Source organism: Actinotignum schaalii FB123-CNA-2 (assembly GCF_000411135.1).
In the GTDB taxonomy this organism is placed as follows: domain Bacteria; phylum Actinomycetota; class Actinomycetes; order Actinomycetales; family Actinomycetaceae; genus Actinotignum; species Actinotignum schaalii_A.
Window position 1 is genome coordinate 445,637 of record NZ_KE150263.1, and the last position, 20,459, is coordinate 466,095.

Consider the following 20,459-nt stretch of genomic DNA (forward strand, 5'->3'; position numbering starts at 1 on the left):
GGTAGCTGCCAGCTAATCCTCTAGCAGCGTACGGATGGCCCGAGAAGCCTCAGCGCGCGCAGCCCACTGACCCGGTTCAGGATAATTCACTTTTTCGAGAGTGAGGGGATGGGGCGGGGCTACCACCACTTCCCCGTCCCGGCTCGCTTCGCGCAAGCGCCGGGCCGGCCAGCCGGCATCGCGCCGCCCCTCGCCCACCCGGAGCAGAGAGCCCACGAGGGTGCGCACCATGGAATGGCAAAAAGCATCGGCCACCGCGTGAATGGTTACCAGCTCACCTTCTTCGGCCACGTCCAGAGCCAGGAGCTCGCGGACCGTCGTCGCCCCCGGGCGCGGTTTGCAATAGGAGAGGAAATCGTGTTCGCCCAGGAGGGAGGCCGCGGCCTCCCGCATCGCGCTCAGGTCGAGCGGGCCGGCCAGCCAGAGGACGTCGCGTCGTCGTAAAGGATCGAAGTGACCCACCGCAATGCGGTACGTGTATTCGCGCGAAACCGCGGAAAAACGGGCATCGAAATCAGGGGATACCTCGCGGGCGCTGTGGAGCACAATATCGGCGCTCCCCCGCGGGCCGCTCGCAGCGCGCGCGAGCAGGCCCTGCACCCGCCGCACCAGCACCCGGGTGGGGTCATCTTGAGAACGCCCCGCCGCCGCGGTGAGCACCGCGCGCGGCACATCCACATGGGCGACCTGCCCCCGGGCATGCACCCCGGCATCGGTCCGCCCGGCCACCGTGAGCATGACCGGAGCTCTCAGCACCGTGGCGAGAGCCTCTGTGAGGGTGCCTTCCACGGTCCGCAGGCCGGGCTGCGCTGCCCAACCGTGAAATTCAGTACCGTCGTAGGAAAGATCAAGCCGAAGCCGAAGGTTTTGCGCTAGCGTGTCACTCATGGATCCAGTTTCCCATGCCGAGTCATCCTCCCGCATACCCGAGAGCCGCGCGCCAGAAGGCCACGTGCCCGAGGGCCGCGTAGCCGAGGGCCGTGTACTCGAAAGCGAGGAGCCGGCCCTCCCACTTGGCACCGCACCGCTGTACGCGAGTGCACCCAGCCCGGAGGACACCGCGAATGCCACCACCGCGGCCGCTGTTTCCGGACCGCGCACCTTCGCGGTAGATTGCGGCGGGGGCGGCATCAAAACGGCGCTGCTGGACGCTGCCGGCACCCAGATCGGACCGGCCCGGCGCACCCCGGTCCGCTACCCCTTCTCCCCCGCAGCTCTGGAAAATATCATTGCCGCGGATGCCGCCGCGCTGCGCGCCGAGGGCGCTGATTTTGAGCGACTCACGGTAGGCATGCCCGGGATGCTGCGCCACGGCGTTGTGGTGTATACCCCGCATTACATTCGCCGCGCCGGTCCGCACACCCGCCTCGACCCTGAGATGGAAGCCGCCTGGAACGGCCTGGATATTCGCGCTGCCCTCGCCGCGCGTTTTTCCCGGCCCACCCTGGTGCTCAACGACGCCGAGGTAGCTGCTGCCGCAACCGTGACCGGCCGGGGCTTGGAAGTGGTCCTCACTTTCGGAACTGGCCTGGGCAACGCCATTGTTGATAACGGGGTGCTGGCCCCGCACCTGGAGTTTTCGCACGCCCCGCTGCGCTGGGGTCTCACCTATGATGACGTGATCGGGGAAATTGAACGCATCCGCTTGGGTGATGCCGCGTGGAGCCGGCAGGTGGCCCGCGCTATTGAATCCCTCTACCCGGTCATCCGCTGGGACACCCTCTACCTCGGGGGCGGCAACGCAGCGCGCATCACCGAGAGCGTGCGCGAACGCCTGAGCGGCTCGGTGGTCTTTATCCCGAATGCCGCCGGAATGAGCGGCGGGGTACGTGCCTGGGATCTGGTGGCAGCTTCCGAGCGAGCCCGCGCGGAACAGTAGGGTAAATAGACAAACTCGGGGGTCTTCCCATGAGAGCCTCATGGGCCTCACGAAGTTCAATGGTCACACCAGCCCCTGGGGAGGTGGTATCTGTTTTCCGAGCTGTACTTCGCATGTACGACATCCGCAGTACGTCTCAGAAAAACACCCTACCCCGGCCGGCGAGGCGGCCCGGCCAGGCACGGTGCGAGTCCGGGACATCTCCTCCCGCAGGATGCGCGTAAGGAACACGAAATCGCCCCGAAACGGTGCTCTCCCTCGCACTTTGTTTCCGGGCGCGGTTCATGCCGGTTCAGGGCCGGATACAAGCCAAGGACACGCCGCCATGGAACCCGCTTTTGCCTATTACCCCCCCGCCCGCGCCAGTGCCCGCGGCCGCGCCCAACAGTAGCCGCGCGTCCTGCAGGCAACAGTAGCCCCGTGTCCTGCGGGCAACAATAGCCCCGCATCCCCTAGCCAACAGTAGCCCCGCGTCCTGCGGGCAGCGAGAAGGGCTCCGGAAACTCGCGTTTCCGAAGCCCTTCTCTCAAGCTTCCCGGCAGCCCGGTTAGTCAAGTAACCGAAGCAACCGCAGGCGCTTCTCTAGCTTACTTAGCTTCTTCAGCCTTCTCCGCTTCCGCAGCTTCATCCGCGCTGGCGGCCGACTCTGCCGACTCCGCGCTTTCGGCGGATTCAGCGGACTCCGCGCTTTCGGCCGATTCGGCGCTCTCCGCAGATTCTGCCGATTCAGCGGTTTCAGCTTCTTCCGCAGCGGCGGCACGCTCGGCGGCCTTTTCCGCTTCCTTAACAACCGCCTGCTTCGGGGAAACCTTCTCGGTCACCAGCGAAATAACGGCCATCGGGGTGTTATCACCGCGGCGGTTACCCACCTTGGTGATGCGGGTGTAGCCGCCCTCGCGTTCCGCGAACAGCGGGGCGAGTTCCTCGAAGAGAATGTAGGCGGTTTCACGATCGCCGAGCACCTTGAGTGCCAGGCGACGATTGTGGGTGTCCCCCTTCTTCGCCTTCGTGATGAGCTTTTCGATATGGGGACGTACCGCGCGAGCCTTCGCTTCGGTGGTCTTAATCGACGTGTGATGAATAAGTTCCTTGCACAGGTTGGCAAGAATCTTGCGCTGGTGGGCGGGGCTGCCGCCGAGGCGCGGACCCTTGGTGGGCTTAGGCATTGTCTACTCTCCTAGTAAAATTATGTGGCTGCTCAGGCCTGAGAATCGTCGCTGAACTGCATCCCGTAGTCATCGAATCCGCCACCGAGGAAGCTCGATCCGGAATCCTTGAGGCTCAGGTCCATCTTCGCCAGTTCATCCTTGACATCATCGATGGACTTCGCCCCGAAGTTGCGAATATCGAGCAGATCGGCTTCCGAACGCTGCACCAGTTCCCCAATGGTATGGATACCTTCGCGCTGCAGGCAGTTCTGAGAACGTGCGGGCAGGTTGAGGATGGTGATCGGACGCTGCAGATCCGAGGAGCGCTGCTCGGTCACCGGTGCCGGACCAATTTCGATACCTTCGGCTTCGTCATTGAGATCCACGGCCAGGCCGAAGAGCTCCACGAGGGTCTTGCCGGCAGAGGCGAGAGCGTCCCGAGGGGTCGTCGATTCCTTGGTTTCCACATCAACCACGAGGCGATCAAAGTCGGTGCGCTGTTCCACACGGGTGGCTTCCACCTTGTAGGAGACCTTGAGCACCGGCGAGTAGATCGAGTCAATCGGAATGCGGCCGATCTCATCGTTATCGCCCTTGTTGAGAGCCGCGGAAACGTAGCCGCGCCCGCGTTCAACCGTAAGGTCGATTTCGAGCTTGCCCTTGTCATTGAGGGTGGCGATATGGAGATCCTGGTTGAGAATTTCCACACCCGCCGGCGGAGTGATATCCGCCGCGGTCACTTCGCCCGGACCGGTCTTACGCAGGTACATGAGGACGGGTTCGTCGTTATCCGAGGAGACAACAAGTTCCTTGAGGTTGAGGATGATTTCCGCAACATCTTCCTTCACACCGGGAATGGTGGAGAACTCATGGAGCACCCCGTCGATGCGGATCGAGGTGACCGCAGCACCGGGGATGGAGGACAGCAGGGTACGACGCAGGGAATTACCCAGTGTGTACCCAAATCCGGGTTCGAGCGGTTCGAGGACGAACCGGGACCGGAATTCGGAGATCTTCTCTTCACTCAGAACGGGACGTTGTGCAATGAGCACGATTCTTTCCTTTCCGCAAACAACCGCTATATGAGGTTTGCGTACCCTCGCGAAACTCTGTCTGTCCGCGAGGTGCGGGCGCGGCTTTTCCTGTCAAAACCCGTGCCCTGGGAGGGGTGCCGCAGAGGCCGTGGCCTCTGCGCCGGCGTCGTACCTAAAAGGCGACGCCGCAACGCACCGCGCCGCTACTAGACGCGACGGCGCTTGGGCGGACGGCACCCGTTGAAGGCCTGCGGAGTCACATCGGAAATGGAGGTGACTTCCAGCCCGGAGGCGGTCAGGGAACGGATCGCGGTTTCGCGCCCGGAACCCGGACCCTTGACAAACACATCAACCTTCTTCATGCCCTGTTCCATGGCCTGACGCGCGGCGTTTTCCGCGGCGAGCTGCGCGGCGTAGGGAGTCGACTTACGCGAGCCCTTGAAGCCAACCATCCCGGAGGAAGCGGAAGCAATAACCGCACCGGTGGGATCGGTGATGGACACGATGGTGTTATTGAAGGTGGACTTAATGTGGGCCTGACCCACGGTGACATTACGACGCTGATTGCGACGCGGACGGCGTGCACCGGCGTTAGCAGAACGAGTCTGACGAGCCATAATCTATTTCTCCTGAACTACGACGAAGCCTACTTGGCCTTCTTCTTACCGGCCACGGTGCGCTTGGGGCCCTTGCGGGTGCGCGCATTGGTCTTGGTGCGCTGCCCGTGCACGGGCAGGCCGCGACGGTGACGCAGGCCCTGGTACGAACCGATTTCGATCTTGCGGCGAATATCGGCCTGGACTTCGCGGCGCAGGTCGCCTTCAACCTTGTAGTTCTCGTCGATATGGTTCTTGAGTTTCACCAGATCGTCTTCAGTGAGATCACGCACGCGGGTATCCGGGTTCACCCCGGTAGCGGCGAGGGTCTCGTGGGCGCGGGTGCGTCCAATGCCAAAAATGTAAGTAAGCGCGATCTCAATCCGCTTTTCGCGGGGGAGATCAACGCCGGAGAGACGTGCCAATTTCTTAGCTCCCTTAGTTATGCCGGAGGTATCGGGCACTGCTGTTCCCACGGGTCTCTATTCCGTGAGCCCCGGCCTCCGGACCGGGGGTTGCCTTGCGGCTAACAGTGCTGGTGCAACGGGGCTTTAGCCCTGACGCTGCTTATGGCGCGGATTCGAGCTGCAGATCACCATGACGCGACCGTGGCGCCGAATGACCTTGCAGTTATCGCAAATGCGCTTAACGCTCGGCTTGACCTTCATGAATAACTTTCCTTGTTGATCACTTGTAGCGGTAGACAATCCGCCCGCGGTTCAGGTCATAGGGCGTGAGCTCTACAACCACCCGATCCTCGGGCAGGATACGAATGTAGTGCTGACGCATTTTGCCGGAAATATGGGCCAGAACTTCGTGCCCGTTTTCCAGCTCGACCTTGAACATCGCGTTGGGCAGCGCTTCGATCACGCTACCTTCAACTTCGATGACGCCGTCTTTCTTCGCCATGTTCCTCGCTAACAGTGTTGCCCGCACCGGATTGTGCGGGGCATCAAAATCGGTGCGCAAGCGTGCGCCATACGGGCACACGGCACCGACGTTCAATACTACTGCACGAAGCCGCCCCTATGTAAGGGGCGGCAGCGATGTTATGGGTCACGTGTAGCGTGGAGAGCGCGCGGCTACCGTCTTCTCGCGGTGCGGTTGTAGTACGACGGCGCAGCCGCCTAGTCCCCGAGGGGAACCGGAACCACTCCGTACTTTGCGAGGCGGGCCGCTCCCCCATCGGGCTCGTTGAGCACCCAGATACCTCCGGCGTGCTTAGCGATTTGGCTTTCCCAGTGGCAGGCATCCTTACCGTCCGCGGTTTTCACCGTCCAGCCATCAGCCAGGGTGATGTTCTCCTGGGAGCCTGCGGTAAGAATCGGTTCGATGCACAGCACCATTCCCGCCTTGAGACGGGGCCCGCGCCCGCGAGTCCGGTAATTGAAAACCGTGGGATCTTCGTGCATGGCCCGCCCGATGCCGTGCCCGGTGAATTCTTCGACAATCCCCGGTTCGGGATCTTGGGCTACCACGAAATCGTCAATGGCCGCCCCGATATCGGACACAAATTTCCCGGTGGCCATCGCGGCGATGCCCACCCACATGGATTCTTCCGTAATATCCGAGAGACGCTGGCGGGCGGCCATCGTCTTCTCATCCCCACCCGGGAGCACGATGGAAAAGCAGGAATCCCCATTCCAGCCGTTGAGGAGCGCCCCGCAGTCAAAGGAGACTAAGTCCCCCGGTGCCAGGATTTCCTCTTCGCTGGGGATACCGTGCACCACGGTGTTATTCACGGAGATGCAGGTCTGGGCCGGGTAATCGTAATACCCGTAAAAATTCGAGACGGCCCCGTGGGCCTCCAAGACGGCTTTGGCGCGCTGATCGACCTGCGCCGTCGTCATCCCGGCGCGTACGTGGGTGCGCAAGTCATCGTGAATCGCGCGCACCACGAGCGCAGCCTGGCGCATGCCCAGAATATCCGCCTCGCTGCGAAGATTAATCATCGCTATGCCTACCGGCCCAGGAAATCGCGTAGCGCGTCATCAATCGCGGCCGCAACTTCCTCCACGGTGCCCAAGCCGTTCACGGAAACCACGAGCCCGCGACCGGCGTATGCATCAATAATCGGCTTGGTGGTCGCGTGATAGACCTCGATACGATGGCGGATAACCTCCTCCGTATCATCAGCCCGACCCTGCTCCTGGGCGCGTCCGAGGAGACGCTGAACCACAACGTCGTCATCGGCCTGGAGCTCCACAACAACATCCACGTTCTTCTCACCGAGCATGGCATCGAGGGCGCTCACCTGGTCGAGGTTACGCGGGTAGCCATCCAGGAGGAAACCGGCGGCCGCATCGGCTTCACCCAGACGTTCCTCCACCATCTGGTTCGTAACGGAATCAGGAACGAGTTCTCCCTTTTCCGAGTAGGAGGCAGCCAGCCGCCCCAATTCATCCTGGGCCTTCGCGTGCGCGCGGAAAAGATCACCGGTGGAAATAGCCGGGATGCCGTAACGCTCCGCAATGCCGGCCGCCTGGGTGCCTTTGCCCGCGCCCGGGGGGCCAACCAAAATCAAACGTACAGACATGAGTGGCACCTTTCTGTGTTTATCGGTGCGGAGCGCCCCCGCGCCCCGCTGGAAAGAGGGGCGAGGCCGCGTTAGCGGATACCGCCGAGGAAACCTTCGTAGTGGCGCTGCTGGAGCTGGGCGTTGATGTCCTTGACGGTCTGGAGACCCACCCCCACCAGAATCATGATGGAGGTGCCGCCGAAGCCGGACTGTACGATGCCGAGCGCGCTGAAGAGCAGCAGCGGGATGAGGGCCACGATGGTGAGGTAGGTGGCGCCCACCCAGGTGAGGCGATTAGAGACGAAGTGGAGGTAATCCGCGGTGGGTTTGCCGGCGCGCACATTCGGAATGAAGCCACCGTATTTCTTCATATTGTCCGCGACTTCGTCAGTGTCGAAAGCGATGGAGGTGTAGAAGAAGGTGAAAGCGAAAGTGAGAAGCGCGTAGGTGAGAATATAGGCCCAGCCGTTGTGCTGGAAGTTGCGCTGGATCCAGACCACCCAGGACGAATTCTGATTTCCGAAAGTGGAAATCATGGTGGGGAGCATAAGGATCGAGGAAGCGAAGATCACCGGGATCACATTCGCCATATTGATCTTGATGGGCAGGTAGGTGGTGGACCCGCCGTAGGTGCGCCGGCCGATCACGCGCTTGGCGTACTGGACCGGGATGCGGCGCTGGGACTGCTCCACAAAGGTAACAACCAAGGTGATAAGCGCGAAGACCACGATGACGATGAGGAGAGTGCCAATGCCGTGCCCGGCGTAGATCTGACCCATCATCGAGGGGAAGCCGGCGCAAATACCGGTGAAGATGAGGATGGACATACCGTTGCCCACCCCGCGTTCGGTGATGAGTTCGGCCATCCACATGATCAGGCCGGTACCGGCTGTCATGGCGAGGATGGTCATGGTGTAAGTCCACCAGGTGGCATTCGGAATGACCGGTTCTTTACACCCGGCAAACAACGTGAAGTTCGCGGTGGCTACCACGACCGAGGACTGGAGCAGGCCCAGCCCAATGGTGAGGTAGCGGGTGTATTCCGTCAGCTTCGCGGTACCCGACTGGCCTTGCTTGTGTAGTTCCTGGAAGCGCGGAATGACCACGCGCAGCAGCTGCACGATAATCGAGGCCGTAATATAGGGCATAATTCCCAGGGCGAAAACGGAGAGCTGCATCATCGCACCGCCTGAGAACAGGTTGAGCATATCGATGAGATCCTGCGCGCCCGATTGCTGCGTGGTGCACTCCCGAATATTACTCAGGCTCACGAACGGAGCCGGGATGAAGCTACCCAAGCGGTAAATCACCATAATCATCATGGTGAAAAGCAGCTTGCGGCGCAGATCCGGGGTGCGGAAAGCAGCTGCGAAAGCCTTAATCAAGATTCCTCCTGATGGTGACGGATCGCGCGGGGCAGTCCGTTATCGTCGAGAACCGTCGGGTGACGGAAATGGGGACAAGCGTATTTTCAGGGAAAGTACGCACGACGGCGCACCGGCAACGCTGCTCATTCGCCACTGAAAGCAATCTTTCAGCCGCAAAGCAATCCTTCAGCGGCGCTGCCTACGCCCAGAAAAAAGCTCGCCCCCGCCATAATAGCGGGGACGAGCAAATTTCGCACTGTTCATCCACAGAGTGTGGGTGAGTGCTCAGTCAAGCGGTGGCCGTGCGGCCAGCGGGTCTTACTTGGATTCGACCTGCGGCGCGGAGATAGAACCCCCGGCAGCTTCGATCTTTTCCTTAGCCGAATTCGACCACGCTTCCACTTCGACGTCGAGTTTGACGGAAATCTCACCGGTTCCGAGAACCTTGACCGGGGAGTTCTTGCGAACCGCACCCTTGGCCACGAGATCCGCCGAGGTCACCTTCCCGCCTTCGGGGAAGAGCTCACCGAGCGCCGCCACGTTGACAACCTGGTATTCGACCCGGAACGGGTTCTTGAAACCACGCAGCTTCGGAAGGCGCATATGCAGCGGCATCTGGCCGCCTTCGAAACCGGGACGCACAGTATTACGTGCCCGGGTACCCTTGGTACCGCGGCCGGACGTCTTACCCTTGGATCCTTCACCGCGACCAACGCGAATCTTCGCCTTGTTCGAACCCGGAGCCGGACGCAGGTCGTGCAGCTTAATGATGGAATCCTTTTCTGCTTCCGCCATTAGTCAACCTCCTCCACGGTAACGAGGTGAGCCACAGCGCGAACCATGCCCTTCACCTCGGGGGTATCCTCGCGCACAACGGACTGACCGATCTTACGCAGACCGAGCGTGCGCAGGGTGTCCTTCTGGCGCTGAATCGCACCAACAACACCCTTAATCTGGGTGATCTTAAGATTTGCCATTACGCACCAACTCCCGCGGCCGCGGCCTCATTTTCCGCCTTGACGGCTTCGGCCTCTTCGATCTCGCGTTCCTTAGCTTCCGCTTCGGCGCGGGCCCGCAGCATAGCTTCGGGGACAACGCGCTCGACGGGGAGCCCACGCCGCGCGGCAACCGCTTCGGGCTGCTCAAGCTGCTTGAGGGCAGCCACAGTGGCGTGCACGATATTGATCGCGTTCGAGGAACCGAGCGACTTGGAGAGCACATCGTGAATACCCGCGCACTCCATCAGGGCACGCACCGGGCCGCCGGCGATTACGCCGGTACCGGGAGCAGCCGGGCGCAGCAGCACTACGCCAGCGGCGTCTTCACCCTGCACCACGTGCGGGATGGTCCGCGCGATACGCGGGATGCGGAAGAAGTTCTTCTTCGCTTCCTCGGTACCCTTGGCGATAGCGGCGGGAACTTCGCGGGCCTTGCCGTAGCCGACACCCACGAGACCGTTGCCGTCACCCACCACCACGAGAGCGGTGAAGGACATACGGCGGCCACCCTTGACCGTCTTCGCAACGCGGTTAATGGTCACCACGCGCTCGATATAAGCGTTCTTTTCTTCACCGCGACGGTTGTCACGGCGGTTATCACGACGGTTATCGCGGCGTCCGCGACGACCTTCGTTGCGATTTTCCCGGCCGTTCTGGGCCGGATCCTGCTGCTCTGCAGCCATTTTCCTCTGCCTTTCCTCAGCCGTTAGAAATCGAGTCCTGCTTCGCGCGCACCTTCGGCGACAGCTGCAACGCGACCGTGGTACTGGTTGCCACCGCGGTCGAAGACCACGGCGCTGATACCAGCATCCTTGGCGCGCTGACCGACGCGTTCGCCGACCTTCCGCGCGATTTCTGTCTTGGTACCCTCCGCTTCGCGCAGGTCAGCTTCGTAGGACGAGGCGGCCGCGAGAGTGCGGCCCACGACGTCGTCGATAACCTGGGCGTAAATATGGCGGTTGGAACGCGAGACCACGAGACGCGGCCGCGCGGCGGTACCGGAAATACGCTTGCGCAACCGGAAGTGGCGGCGCGCACGAGCGATGTACTTGCCCTTGCCCTTGATGGTAACAGCCATCACTTACCAGCCTTTCCAGCCTTGCGACGAATAACTTCGTCCGCGTACTTGACGCCCTTGCCCTTGTAGGGTTCAGGCTTACGAAGCTTGCGAATCTTCGCGGCGGTTTCGCCCACGAGCTGCTTATCGATACCCGAGACCGTGAACTTGGTCGGGGTGGCCACCGTGAAGGTGATACCTTCCGGAGCTTCGAAAAGAATCGTGTGGGAATAGCCCAGCGAGAATTCGAGATCCGAGCCCTTGGCAACCACGCGGTAACCAGTTCCGACGATTTCCATCGCCTTGCTGTACCCGTTGGTGACGCCCTCGATCATATTCGCGACGAGGGTGCGGGTCAGGCCGTGCAGCGAACGCGATTCACGCTCGTCATTGGGCCGGGTCACCAGAACCGTATTGTCATCAATATTCACCGCGATCGGCTCAGCAACCGAGAGCTCAAGCTGACCTTTGGGGCCCTTGACGGTAACATCCTGGCCGGAAACCGACACATCGACGCCGCCGGGGATAGCGATGGGAAGCCTACCAATTCGAGACATTATTGCACCTACTTCCCATTACCAGACGTAAGCGAGGACTTCCCCGCCAACGCCCTTATCCTTGGCCTCGCGATCCGTCATGAGGCCGGAGGAGGTGGACAAAATAGCCACACCCAGGCCGTCGAGAACGCGCGGCAGGTTCGTGGACTTCGCGTAAACGCGCAGGCCCGGCTTCGAGATACGCCGGACGCCAGCAATGGCGCGCTCACGGTTAGATCCGTACTTCAACGTGAGGGTGAGGGTCTTGCCCACCTGGGCGCTCTCCACCTCGTAGGAATCGATGTAGCCTTCGCGCTTCAAGATGTCCGCGATATGGGACTTAATCTTGGAGTACGGCATAGACACCGACTCATGGAACGCCGAATTGGCGTTACGCAGACGCGTCAGCATGTCTGCGATTGGGTCAGTCATTGTCATTTTGGGCTGTGGCCCTTCCTCGTCGCGGTTTCCGATGGACCTGCGACGTAGTCTTTACCAGCTGGACTTCTTAACACCGGGGAGTTCGCCGCGCAGGGCCAACTCACGCAGGCAAATACGGCACAGGCCGAACTTGCGGTAAACGGAATGCGGACGGCCGCACCGGTTGCAACGGGTGTACGCACGAACTGCGAACTTCTGCTTACCGGCGGCCTTTTGCTTCAGAGCGGTCTTTGCCATATTTAGGCCTCCTTGAAGGGGAATCCGAGATGCTTGAGAAGAGCGCGCCCTTCGTCGTCGCTCCCGGCAGAGGTCACCACGGTGATGTCCATACCGCGCACGCGATCAATCTTGTCCTGATCGATCTCGTGGAACACGGTCTGTTCGGTCAGACCGAAGGTGTAGTTCCCGTTGCCGTCAAACTGCTTGGGCGAAAGGCCGCGGAAGTCGCGGATACGCGGCAGCGCGGTGGAGATAAGCCGATCGAGGAATTCCCACATGCGGTCACCGCGAATGGTGACGAAGCACCCGATGGCCTGGCCTTCACGCAGCTTAAACTGCGCGATGGACTTCTTCGCCTTGGTGATCATCGGCTTCTGGCCGGTAATCGCCGTCATATCGGCAACGGCGCCGTCGAGCACCTTGGAGTCGCGCGCGGCATCACCCACGCCCATATTCACCACGACCTTGACGATCTTGGGAACCTGGTTGACGTTGACGTACTTAAATTCTTCCTGCAGTTCCGGGATGATGTGTTCCCGGTACTTCACCTTGAGACGGGGGGTATCGCTCACAGTTCGATTTCCTTCCCGCCGCGGCGTCCGATGCGCTCACGGACAATCTTCTTCTTACCGTCGCGCTCAACTTCTACCTCGCGGTAGCCCACGCGAATCGGCTTGCCGTCGTGAACGAGGGCAACATTCGAAATATGAATGGGTGCTTCAACGGTTTCAATACCGCCGGTGGTGCCGCCCCGCGAGGTCTGCCCCACGCGCACGTGCTTCTTCACGCGCTGGACGCCTTCCACGATAACGCGATCACGCTTGGTATCAACGGACAGCACGCGCCCCTGCATACCCTTATCGCGCCCGGCGATAACCTGGACGAGATCATCCTTCTTAATCTTCGCCATTAGATCACCTCCGGAGCCAGCGAAATGATGCGCATAAACTTCGCGTCGCGAAGCTCACGCCCAACGGGCCCGAAGATACGGGTACCGCGGGGTTCGCCGTCGTTCTTCAACAGCACGGCTGCGTTTTCGTCGAACTTGATGTAGGACCCGTCCTTACGGCGCGTTTCCTTCACTGCACGGACGACAACCGCCTTGACGACGTCGCCCTTCTTTACGTTTCCGCCCGGAATAGCATCCTTGACGGTGGCGACGATGGTGTCACCAATTCCGGCGTAGCGCCGGCCGGAGCCGCCGAGCACCCGGATGCACAAAAGTTCCTTGGCACCGGTGTTGTCGGCGACGCTAAGCCGCGTCTCCTGCTGGATCATGTGTTTCTATCTCCTATTGTCGTGCCGGTTCTCGGATTCGAGCCTTGCCGAACGAATGGGTTTGCGCGAACTGCGCCGGCCCAAACGCCTTTGGCCCACATGCGAGGGCCGCCTGCGTTCAGGCCGGTCACATTCGCTAAAGCTAGGAAAGCCCTAACTACTTCGCCTTCTCGATGATCGTAACGACCCGGAAGTGCTTGGTCGCGGACAGCGGGCGGGTTTCCATAATGGAGACCAAATCGCCTACGCGAACCTCGTTATTTTCGTCATGCGCCTTCACTCGCTTGGTGCGGGTAATAACTTTACCGTATAGCGGGTGCTTAACGCGATCTTCAACTTCAACGACAACGGTCTTGTCCATTTTGTCGGAGACCACGTAGCCGCGCAGAGTCTTGCGGTGATTACGTGTTTCGGTGCTTGCGTTCTCGCTCATCTCATCCTCACTTACTGAGCGGCCGGAGCGGTTCGAATGTTCTTCTCCCGCTCGCTCTTAATGGTGTAAATGCGAGCAATCTCGCGACGAACTTCCCGCAGGCGGCCACTGTCCTCCAGGCGGTGAGTCACCGCCGAGAAGCGGAGGTTGAACAGTTCCTTCTTCGACTCGGCAAGCTTCTCGAGAAGCTCCGCGTCGGTCATCGCGTCGAGTTCCGCGGTGGTCAGTCCCTTAGCCATTACTCAACCTCCTCACGGGTGATAAAGCGGGTCTTGATGGGCAGCTTGTGCTGGGCACGGCTCATGGCCTCGCGGGCGAGAGCCTCATCAACGCCGGCCATTTCGAACATGACACGCCCGGGCTTGATATTGGCAACCCAGGTTTCAACCGGGCCCTTACCCGAACCCATACGCACGCCGAGCGGCTTCTTCGTGAGCGGACGATCCGGGAAGATGTTAATCCAGATCTTGCCGCCACGCTTGACGTGACGCGTCATGGCGATACGAGCTGCTTCAATTTGACGGTTGGTGATGTAGGCCGGCTCGAGCGCCTGGATGCCGTATTCACCGAAAGCCAGCTGCGTTCCGCCCTTGGCCATACCCTTGCGGTGCGGGCGGTGCTGCTTGCGCCATTTTGTACGACGAGGAATCAGCATGAGTTATGCCTCCGTTCCGGTTGATTCCGGCGCGGCCACCGGAGCTTCGGCTCCGGCTGCCGGGCTCTGAGCCTGTTCACTGCGGGCTTCCCCACGCTGGCCACCGCGACCGCGACCGGTGCCGCGACGACCGCGACGATCCGAACGGCCTCCACGCCCACCACGCGGAGCTTCCGCGAGGCTGCGATAGTACTCAGCGTCGGTCAAATCACCGCGGTAAATCCACACCTTCACACCGATACGGCCGAAGGTGGTACGCGCTTCGTAGAAACCGTAGTTGATATTCGCGCGCAGGGTGTGCAGCGGCACGCGCCCTTCGCGATAGAACTCACTACGCGACATTTCCGCGCCGCCCAAACGGCCCGAGCACTGCACGCGAATGCCCTTGGCGCCGGCCCGCTCCGCGGACTGAATACCCTTGCGCATAGCGCGGCGGAAGGACACGCGCGAGGCGAGCTGTTCCGCAATACCCTGCGCGACGAGCTGGGCATCAGCTTCCGGGTTCTTCACTTCGAGGATATTGAGCTGGACGGCCTTGCCGGTGAGCTTCTCCAGATCGGCACGGAGACGATCAGCTTCCGCACCGCGCCGGCCAATAACGATCCCCGGGCGAGCGGTGTGGATATCCACAACCACGCGCTCGGCGCGGCGCTCGATATGCACGCTGGAAATACCGGCGCGCTCGAGCGTCTTTTCGATCATGTCACGGATTTTGACATCTTCGAGGACGTAGTCCGAGTAGCGCTGCCCCTTCTTGGTGGAATCAGCGAACCACTTGGAGCGATGGTCGGTCGTGATGCCGAGACGGAACCCAATAGGGTTGACTTTCTGTCCCACTAGCGGGCCCTCCTCTGGTTCTTGGTCTTGGGCTTCTCGTCGGTAACGATAACGGTGATGTGACTCGTCCGCTTGTTGATGCGGTTCGCCCGGCCCTGGGCACGCGGCTGGATACGCTTCATCGTCGGGCCTTCGTCGGCGTAAATTTCGCCAATGAAGAGCTCGGACTCATCGAAGCGCTCCCCCGCCTGCTCGGCGGCGTAGCGCGCGTTAGCAATAGCCGACTCCACGATCTTACGAACCGGAGTGGCGGCCGCAAACGGTGCGAACTGCAGTACGTCAATAGCGTCCAGGGCGCGCCGGCCGCGGATGGTGTCCACGACACGACGGGCCTTCATGGGCGACACGCGCACGAAGCGCGCCTGCGCCTTTGCTTCCATAGTTCTGCCTTACTCTCTCGCTCGAGGCCCCGGCTTAGCGCCGGCGGCCCTTTCGGTCGTCCTTATCGTGCCCGCGGAAGGTGCGGGTCGGGGCGAACTCCCCGAGCTTGTGGCCAACCATGGATTCGGTAACGAATACCGGCACATGCTTGCGTCCATCGTGCACTGCAAAGGTGTGACCCAGGAAATCGGGGGTGATAACCGACCGACGCGACCAGGTCTTGATTACGTTCTTGGTGTTCTTCTCGTTCTGCTCGTCGACCTTCTTGTAGAGGTGCTCGTCGACGAACGGACCCTTCTTCAAACTGCGGGGCATCAGCTAATCCTTCCTCAGCGCTTCTTGCCGGTCTTGCGACGGCGCACGATGAGCTTGTCGCTGGCCTTGTTCGGACGGCGGGTACGGCCTTCCTTCTTGCCCCACGGGCTAACGGGATGGCGCCCACCGGACGTCTTACCTTCACCACCACCGTGCGGGTGGTCCACCGGGTTCATGACAACACCGCGGACGGTCGGGCGCACGCCCTTCCAGCGCATACGGCCGGCCTTACCCCAGTTGATATTCGCCTGCTCGGCATTGCCAACTTCACCGACGGTGGCACGGCAACGCACGTCCACGTTACGGATTTCACCGGAAGGCATACGCAGCTGCGCGTACTTACCTTCGCGGGCAACCAACTGTACGGAAGCGCCGGCGCTGCGGGCGATCTTCGCCCCGCCGAGCGGCTTGAGTTCAACATTGTGCACCGTGGTACCGAGCGGGATATTGCGCAGCGGCAGGTTGTTGCCGGGCTTGATATCCGCATTCGGACCGGTTTCGATGAGGTCGCCCTGCTTCACGCCACGGGGAGCAACGATATAGCGCTTCTCACCGTCAGCGAAGTGAAGCAACGCGATGCGCGCGGTGCGGTTCGGATCGTATTCGATGTGCGCAACCTTGGCCGGCACGCCGTCCTTATCCCAGCGACGGAAGTCAATGAGACGGTACTGGCGCTTGTGTCCACCGCCCTTGTGACGGGTGGTGATGCGTCCCTGGTTGTTGCGTCCACCGGTCTTCTTCAGGGGACGAACGAGGGACTTCTCCGGGGTCGAACGAGTGATCTCGGCGAAGTCGGCAACGCTCGCACCGCGACGACCCGGGGTCGTCGGCTTGTACTTACGAATTCCCATGAGTTCTTATTCCTCAGTTCCTCGAATCGCCTAATTAGACGATTTCGCCGTAGATGTCGATGGAGCCTTCGCGCAAGGTCACGATGGCCCGCTTGGTATTCTTGCGCCGCCCGATGCCGTTGCGCGTACGCCGGGTCTTACCCTGGCGATTCTGCGTATTGACGGAGGCAACCTTGACGCCAAAAATCGCTTCGACGGCCTGCTTGATTTCAGTCTTATTCGAACGCGGATCCACGAAGAAGGTGTACTTACCCTGTTCTTCGAGCAACGCGCTCTTCTCCGACATCACCGGGGCGAGGATGACATCGTGCGGGTTCTTATTCCAGAAGTTACCGTTCTCAGTCATTACTTCTCATCCTTCTTGGTGTTCTTCTCCACGAAGGCGCCGAGCGCCGCTTCGGTGAAGATAACGTCATCAGCAGCAAGAACGTCGTAGCTATTGAGCTGATCAACGTAGAGGACGTGGATCTGCGGGAGATTGCGCACGGAAAGCACCGAGGCATCATCTTCACGCTGGACCACAACGAGCGCCTTGCGCCCCTCGTTCATCTTCTCGATAAGCGCACGCGCCGCCTTGGTGGACGGAGTCTCATCAGCAACAAAAGCGGTCACGGCGTGAATACGCTCGTGGCGCGCCCGGTCCGAGAGGGACTGCAGCAGCGCGGCCGCAATCATCTTCTTGGGGGTGCGCTGCGAGTAGTCACGCGGCTGCGGGCCGTGAACGACGCCGCCACCGACCCACTGCGGAGCGCGGATCGAGCCCTGACGAGCCCGACCGGTACCCTTCTGGCGCCACGGCTTCTTGCCGCCGCCGGATACCTGACCGCGGGTCTTCGTGGCGTGGGTACCCAGGCGGGCCGCAGCTTGCTGCGCATTGACGACCTGGTGCACCAGCGCCATATTGAAGTCGAGATCAAAGAGCTGAGCCGGGAGGGTAGCCTGCGAGGTCACCTTGCCGGTTTCATCGAGAACGTCAATCTTGAAGTCTGCCATTGTTAGGCTCCCTTCACGGACGTGCGGACCACAACCGAGCCACCCTTTGCACCGGGGATGGCGCCAACCACGAGCAACAGGCCGTTCTCGAGGTCAACGGAGTGGATGGACAGATTCTGCACCGTCACGCGGTCCTGCCCCATGCGACCAGCCATGCGCAGACCCTTGAAGACGCGCGAGGGGGTGGCGCAGGCGCCGATAGAACCGGGCTTGCGGTGGTTACGGTGCGCACCGTGGGAGGCCGAGACACCGGCGAAGCCGTGACGCTTCATAACACCGGCGAAGCCCTTACCGCGGGAGGTACCAATAACGTCAACGGACTGACCGGCTTCGAAAATATCCGCGGTCAGTTCCTGCCCGAGCGTGTATTCACTCGCATCGGGAGTGCGGATTTCCGCCAGCTTCTTGCGCGGCGTAACACCGGCCTTAGCGAAGTGGCCCTGGAGCGGCTTGGTGACGTTCTTCGTCTTTTCGTCGCCCGAGGCGAGCTGCACGGCGGAATAGCCGTCGACCTCGGGGGTGCGAACCTGGGTCACCACATTGGTGCCCACGCGCACAACGGTAATGGGAAGGAGGCGCCCGTCCTCATCCCAGAGCTGGGTCATCCCCAGCTTCGTGCCCAGCAAAGCCTTCACGGGCTTGCTGGCAACAGCTTGCTTGGAGTTCATTGCGTATTACCTCAGAGCTTGATTTCCACGTTGACGTCAGCCGGAAGATCGAGACGGCGCAAGCTGTCAATCGTCTTCAGGGTGGGATCCACGATGTCAATAAGGCGCTTGTGTGTGCGCATCTCAAAGTGATCGCGGGAGTCCTTGTACTTGTGGGGCGAGCGGATAACGCAAAAAACGTTTTTTTCCGTCGGCAGCGGGACGGGTCCCACCACGGTCGCGCCGGTACGCGCAACTTCATCGACGAGCTTCTTGGCCGCGCTATCAATGACCTCATGGTCATATGACTTCAGCCGAATGCGGATCTTCTGTCCCGCCATGGCGCGTCTACCTCTCTTTAGCTTCGGTGCCCGGTACCCGCACTCGGGCGTGTCGTACCGGAGGTAAATCTAGTAGCCATGCCCTATGTGAGGTTACGGAGAACCCTTTATACGATAATCGGCGTTGGGTAACCGATTAAGTTCCTTCGCTCGTAATCCGAGCAACTTGTTAAGTATGCCAAAAACTTCGGCATACTTTCAAGACTTTCACGGCGAACGTGTGCCGTTTCTCATTCCCAGCAAACCCGAAAGTCAGCTGGCACGGGTAAAAATTTTACCGAAAGGCCGAGTTTCACGCAAGAAACGCGTGTGGTGAGGCGCTTCACGTCATAGTACGACGACGCCGCAGCCTCCCGAGCCCTTGGCCACGCGGGCCGCCAGCGGCGCCGTCGCCCCACCCTTGCCCCGAATACTGCCACCACCTAGCATGGCCTTAAGTGATCTACATCGCTTAGCGGCGCGGACGTCGCGGGCGGGTGATCATCCACCATACCGAGGAGGTAGACAAAGATGTCCTATCGATCAACAAATCCCTACACCGGCGAGGTGTTCGCCGAATTCCCCTATGCCACCGATGATGAGGTGGATAAGGCACTCGAGCTGGCCCACGAAACATTCCAGACGTGGAGCCGCACCTCCATTGCCGAACGTGCCGCTATTTTGCGCCGCGCCGCGGATATCGCGGAAGAGCGCGCAAGTGAACTGGGGGCCCTGGCCACCCTGGAAATGGGCAAACTCATAGGAGAAGCTACCGGAGAAGCCGGTAACACCGTGCCCACGATGCTGCGTTGGCTCGCTGACGAAGCGGAAAATATTTTAGCTCCGCGCCCTGTCAGTTCCACCGCCGCACCTTTTGAAGGCTATATTGCCTATCGCCCGGAGGGCGTCGTCGTCGAAATTGAACCGTGGAACTTCCCCTACTACCAGGCCATTCGCGGTTTCGCTCCCGCAATGCTCTGCGGCAATACGGTTATTCTCAAGCACGCGTCGATTCTGCCGCAATGCGCCGCAGCGATTGTCCAGGTGCTTTACGATGCCGGGTTGCCCCGCGGGGTGTGGCAAAATCTCTACGCCACCCACGCGCAGGTGGAGCGGCTCATCAGTGATGATCGGGTACGTATCGTGACGCTTACCGGCTCGGAAGCAGCGGGAGCGAAAATCGCGCAACTCGCCTCCCGGCACCTGAAGAAATCCGTGATGGAACTGGGTGGTTCCGATCCCTTTATTATTTTAGACGACGCCGATATTGAGGCTACGATTCAGCTAGCCATCATGGGACGCTGTTTTAATGCCGGCCAGGTATGCGCCTCCCCCAAGCGCATGATCGTTCCCGATGCGCTCTATGACAGGTTCGTGGCCGGACTCAAGGAAAGCACCGCGCAGCTGCGGCCCGGAGACCCGGCAGCAGAAGAAACCACCGTGCCGCCGATGTCGTCCCGCGAGCAGGCCGCCACGGTCAATGATCAAATCCGGCGGGCTATCGCAGGCGGGGCGAGCGCCACTCCCCTGGGCCATATTGTTCCCGAGGGAGATACCTGGGTGCAGCCCACCCTGCTCGAAAACGTGGATCGGGATAACCCCGTCTTCTACGAGGAGATTTTCGGGCCGGTCTGGAGCATCTACCGGGTATCCTCAGAAGAAGAAGCAATCCGACTGGCTAATGATTCGTGCTACGGGCTGGGCGGAACGGTTCATTCGGTAGACGTGGCGCATGCCGCGCGCGTTGCCGCCCGGGTAGATACCGGCACCGTTGCCATTAACTCCCCGGTTCCCGCTGTTCCCGCCGGCATGCCTTTCGGCGGTGTCAAGCGCTCCGGCTTCGGGCGCGAGATGGGATACGAAGGCGTACGCGAATTCGCCAATATCCAGTCGATTCTTCTCCCAGAAGGAATCTCCGCGGCGGAGTTCCTCTCCTCGCTTTCAGGAAAGGAGTAA

At 60.9% G+C, this 20,459-nt stretch carries 33 protein-coding genes; 2 read left to right on the top strand and 31 right to left on the bottom strand.

Features of this window, described 5'->3' with window-relative positions; genetic code table 11:
* Positions 1 to 12: 12 nt before the first annotated feature.
* On the bottom strand, positions 13 to 888 hold the full coding sequence (gene truA, locus HMPREF9237_RS07140) for a tRNA pseudouridine(38-40) synthase TruA (RefSeq protein WP_016443073.1): 876 nt from the start codon (positions 886 to 888) through the stop codon (positions 13 to 15).
* A gap of 241 nt (positions 889 to 1,129) precedes the next feature.
* On the opposite strand from truA, the gene HMPREF9237_RS07145 reads away from it, so the two are divergent.
* On the top strand, positions 1,130 to 1,879 hold the full coding sequence (locus HMPREF9237_RS07145; protein WP_051107024.1) for an ROK family protein: 750 nt from the start codon (positions 1,130 to 1,132) through the stop codon (positions 1,877 to 1,879).
* Between the two features lie 587 nt (positions 1,880 to 2,466).
* On the opposite strand, the gene rplQ is transcribed toward HMPREF9237_RS07145, so the two are convergent.
* The 30 genes from rplQ to rpsJ form a co-directional block, all read right to left on the bottom strand.
* Positions 2,467 to 3,045 (bottom strand): 50S ribosomal protein L17, encoded by a 579-nt coding sequence (gene rplQ, locus HMPREF9237_RS07150; protein ID WP_016443075.1) that lies wholly within the window; start codon positions 3,043 to 3,045, stop codon positions 2,467 to 2,469.
* Between the two features lie 32 nt (positions 3,046 to 3,077).
* Positions 3,078 to 4,079, bottom strand: a complete 1,002-nt coding sequence (locus HMPREF9237_RS07155) for a DNA-directed RNA polymerase subunit alpha (RefSeq protein WP_016443076.1) — start codon at positions 4,077 to 4,079, stop codon at positions 3,078 to 3,080.
* 188 nt (positions 4,080 to 4,267) lie between these two features.
* The gene (gene rpsK, locus HMPREF9237_RS07160; protein ID WP_016443077.1) at positions 4,268 to 4,678 is read right to left on the bottom strand and encodes a 30S ribosomal protein S11; all 411 of its coding nucleotides are present in this window, start codon (positions 4,676 to 4,678) and stop codon (positions 4,268 to 4,270) included.
* A 29-nt stretch (positions 4,679 to 4,707) separates the two neighbouring features.
* Entirely contained in the window at positions 4,708 to 5,082 is a 375-nt protein-coding gene (rpsM, locus tag HMPREF9237_RS07165; protein ID WP_026428270.1) for a 30S ribosomal protein S13, read from the bottom strand.
* Between the two features lie 126 nt (positions 5,083 to 5,208).
* Complete coding sequence (rpmJ, locus tag HMPREF9237_RS07170; RefSeq protein WP_016443079.1) at positions 5,209 to 5,325, bottom strand: 50S ribosomal protein L36; 117 nt, start codon at positions 5,323 to 5,325, stop codon at positions 5,209 to 5,211.
* Positions 5,326 to 5,344: 19 nt separating this feature from the next.
* Positions 5,345 to 5,566 carry a translation initiation factor IF-1 gene (gene infA / locus HMPREF9237_RS07175; protein ID WP_016443080.1) on the bottom strand — a complete coding sequence of 74 codons (222 nt, stop codon included), beginning with the start codon at positions 5,564 to 5,566 and terminating at the stop codon, positions 5,345 to 5,347.
* A gap of 218 nt (positions 5,567 to 5,784) precedes the next feature.
* Positions 5,785 to 6,609, bottom strand: coding sequence for a type I methionyl aminopeptidase (gene map, locus HMPREF9237_RS07180; RefSeq protein ID WP_016443081.1), 825 nt, complete (start codon positions 6,607 to 6,609; stop codon positions 5,785 to 5,787).
* A gap of 8 nt (positions 6,610 to 6,617) precedes the next feature.
* The gene (locus HMPREF9237_RS07185) at positions 6,618 to 7,193 is read right to left on the bottom strand and encodes an adenylate kinase (protein ID WP_016443082.1); all 576 of its coding nucleotides are present in this window, start codon (positions 7,191 to 7,193) and stop codon (positions 6,618 to 6,620) included.
* A gap of 71 nt (positions 7,194 to 7,264) precedes the next feature.
* Positions 7,265 to 8,560: a preprotein translocase subunit SecY gene (gene secY / locus HMPREF9237_RS07190; RefSeq protein WP_016443083.1), complete on the bottom strand. Its 1,296-nt coding sequence runs from the start codon at positions 8,558 to 8,560 to the stop codon at positions 7,265 to 7,267.
* Between the two features lie 300 nt (positions 8,561 to 8,860).
* Positions 8,861 to 9,337, bottom strand: a complete 477-nt coding sequence (rplO, locus tag HMPREF9237_RS07195; protein WP_016443084.1) for a 50S ribosomal protein L15 — start codon at positions 9,335 to 9,337, stop codon at positions 8,861 to 8,863.
* Positions 9,337 to 9,519, bottom strand: a complete 183-nt coding sequence (rpmD, locus tag HMPREF9237_RS07200; RefSeq protein WP_016443085.1) for a 50S ribosomal protein L30 — start codon at positions 9,517 to 9,519, stop codon at positions 9,337 to 9,339. The genes rplO and rpmD overlap by 1 nt, the downstream gene beginning before the upstream one ends.
* Positions 9,519 to 10,223 carry a 30S ribosomal protein S5 gene (gene rpsE, locus HMPREF9237_RS07205; RefSeq protein ID WP_016443086.1) on the bottom strand — a complete coding sequence of 235 codons (705 nt, stop codon included), beginning with the start codon at positions 10,221 to 10,223 and terminating at the stop codon, positions 9,519 to 9,521. Before rpsE ends, rpmD begins: the two co-directional genes overlap by 1 nt.
* A gap of 23 nt (positions 10,224 to 10,246) precedes the next feature.
* Entirely contained in the window at positions 10,247 to 10,618 is a 372-nt protein-coding gene (gene rplR, locus HMPREF9237_RS07210) for a 50S ribosomal protein L18 (RefSeq protein WP_016443087.1), read from the bottom strand.
* Positions 10,618 to 11,154 (bottom strand): 50S ribosomal protein L6, encoded by a 537-nt coding sequence (rplF, locus tag HMPREF9237_RS07215; RefSeq protein WP_016443088.1) that lies wholly within the window; start codon positions 11,152 to 11,154, stop codon positions 10,618 to 10,620. Before rplF ends, rplR begins: the two co-directional genes overlap by 1 nt.
* Positions 11,155 to 11,172: 18 nt before the next feature.
* A complete protein-coding gene (rpsH, locus tag HMPREF9237_RS07220; RefSeq protein WP_016443089.1) occupies positions 11,173 to 11,571 on the bottom strand; it encodes a 30S ribosomal protein S8 in 399 nt (132 codons plus the stop codon).
* 54 nt (positions 11,572 to 11,625) lie between these two features.
* On the bottom strand, positions 11,626 to 11,811 hold the full coding sequence (locus tag HMPREF9237_RS07225) for a type Z 30S ribosomal protein S14 (RefSeq protein ID WP_016443090.1): 186 nt from the start codon (positions 11,809 to 11,811) through the stop codon (positions 11,626 to 11,628).
* Positions 11,812 to 11,813: 2 nt separating this feature from the next.
* Complete coding sequence (gene rplE / locus HMPREF9237_RS07230; RefSeq protein ID WP_016443091.1) at positions 11,814 to 12,365, bottom strand: 50S ribosomal protein L5; 552 nt, start codon at positions 12,363 to 12,365, stop codon at positions 11,814 to 11,816.
* Complete coding sequence (gene rplX, locus HMPREF9237_RS07235; protein ID WP_016443092.1) at positions 12,362 to 12,703, bottom strand: 50S ribosomal protein L24; 342 nt, start codon at positions 12,701 to 12,703, stop codon at positions 12,362 to 12,364. The genes rplE and rplX overlap by 4 nt, the downstream gene beginning before the upstream one ends.
* Complete coding sequence (gene rplN / locus HMPREF9237_RS07240) at positions 12,703 to 13,071, bottom strand: 50S ribosomal protein L14 (protein WP_016443093.1); 369 nt, start codon at positions 13,069 to 13,071, stop codon at positions 12,703 to 12,705. Before rplN ends, rplX begins: the two co-directional genes overlap by 1 nt.
* 157 nt (positions 13,072 to 13,228) lie before the next feature.
* Positions 13,229 to 13,504, bottom strand: a complete 276-nt coding sequence (gene rpsQ, locus HMPREF9237_RS07245) for a 30S ribosomal protein S17 (RefSeq protein WP_016443094.1) — start codon at positions 13,502 to 13,504, stop codon at positions 13,229 to 13,231.
* 11 nt (positions 13,505 to 13,515) lie between these two features.
* The gene (gene rpmC / locus HMPREF9237_RS07250) at positions 13,516 to 13,743 is read right to left on the bottom strand and encodes a 50S ribosomal protein L29 (protein WP_016443095.1); all 228 of its coding nucleotides are present in this window, start codon (positions 13,741 to 13,743) and stop codon (positions 13,516 to 13,518) included.
* Complete coding sequence (rplP, locus tag HMPREF9237_RS07255) at positions 13,743 to 14,159, bottom strand: 50S ribosomal protein L16 (protein ID WP_016443096.1); 417 nt, start codon at positions 14,157 to 14,159, stop codon at positions 13,743 to 13,745. The genes rpmC and rplP overlap by 1 nt, the downstream gene beginning before the upstream one ends.
* Positions 14,160 to 14,162: 3 nt before the next feature.
* Positions 14,163 to 14,996, bottom strand: coding sequence for a 30S ribosomal protein S3 (gene rpsC, locus HMPREF9237_RS07260; protein WP_016443097.1), 834 nt, complete (start codon positions 14,994 to 14,996; stop codon positions 14,163 to 14,165).
* Complete coding sequence (gene rplV, locus HMPREF9237_RS07265) at positions 14,996 to 15,376, bottom strand: 50S ribosomal protein L22 (protein ID WP_016443098.1); 381 nt, start codon at positions 15,374 to 15,376, stop codon at positions 14,996 to 14,998. The genes rpsC and rplV overlap by 1 nt, the downstream gene beginning before the upstream one ends.
* A 34-nt stretch (positions 15,377 to 15,410) precedes the next feature.
* A complete protein-coding gene (gene rpsS, locus HMPREF9237_RS07270) occupies positions 15,411 to 15,692 on the bottom strand; it encodes a 30S ribosomal protein S19 (RefSeq protein WP_016443099.1) in 282 nt (93 codons plus the stop codon).
* Between the two features lie 14 nt (positions 15,693 to 15,706).
* Positions 15,707 to 16,543, bottom strand: coding sequence for a 50S ribosomal protein L2 (gene rplB / locus HMPREF9237_RS07275; protein WP_016443100.1), 837 nt, complete (start codon positions 16,541 to 16,543; stop codon positions 15,707 to 15,709).
* A gap of 34 nt (positions 16,544 to 16,577) precedes the next feature.
* Entirely contained in the window at positions 16,578 to 16,889 is a 312-nt protein-coding gene (gene rplW, locus HMPREF9237_RS07280; RefSeq protein ID WP_016443101.1) for a 50S ribosomal protein L23, read from the bottom strand.
* Positions 16,889 to 17,536 (bottom strand): 50S ribosomal protein L4, encoded by a 648-nt coding sequence (gene rplD / locus HMPREF9237_RS07285; RefSeq protein ID WP_016443102.1) that lies wholly within the window; start codon positions 17,534 to 17,536, stop codon positions 16,889 to 16,891. The genes rplW and rplD overlap by 1 nt, the downstream gene beginning before the upstream one ends.
* 2 nt (positions 17,537 to 17,538) lie before the next feature.
* Positions 17,539 to 18,204 carry a 50S ribosomal protein L3 gene (gene rplC, locus HMPREF9237_RS07290; RefSeq protein WP_016443103.1) on the bottom strand — a complete coding sequence of 222 codons (666 nt, stop codon included), beginning with the start codon at positions 18,202 to 18,204 and terminating at the stop codon, positions 17,539 to 17,541.
* An 11-nt stretch (positions 18,205 to 18,215) separates the two neighbouring features.
* Positions 18,216 to 18,524 (bottom strand): 30S ribosomal protein S10, encoded by a 309-nt coding sequence (rpsJ, locus tag HMPREF9237_RS07295; RefSeq protein ID WP_016443104.1) that lies wholly within the window; start codon positions 18,522 to 18,524, stop codon positions 18,216 to 18,218.
* Positions 18,525 to 19,034: 510 nt separating this feature from the next.
* Between rpsJ and HMPREF9237_RS07300 the strand changes: the two genes are divergently transcribed.
* Positions 19,035 to 20,459, top strand: a complete 1,425-nt coding sequence (locus HMPREF9237_RS07300; protein WP_016443105.1) for an aldehyde dehydrogenase family protein — start codon at positions 19,035 to 19,037, stop codon at positions 20,457 to 20,459.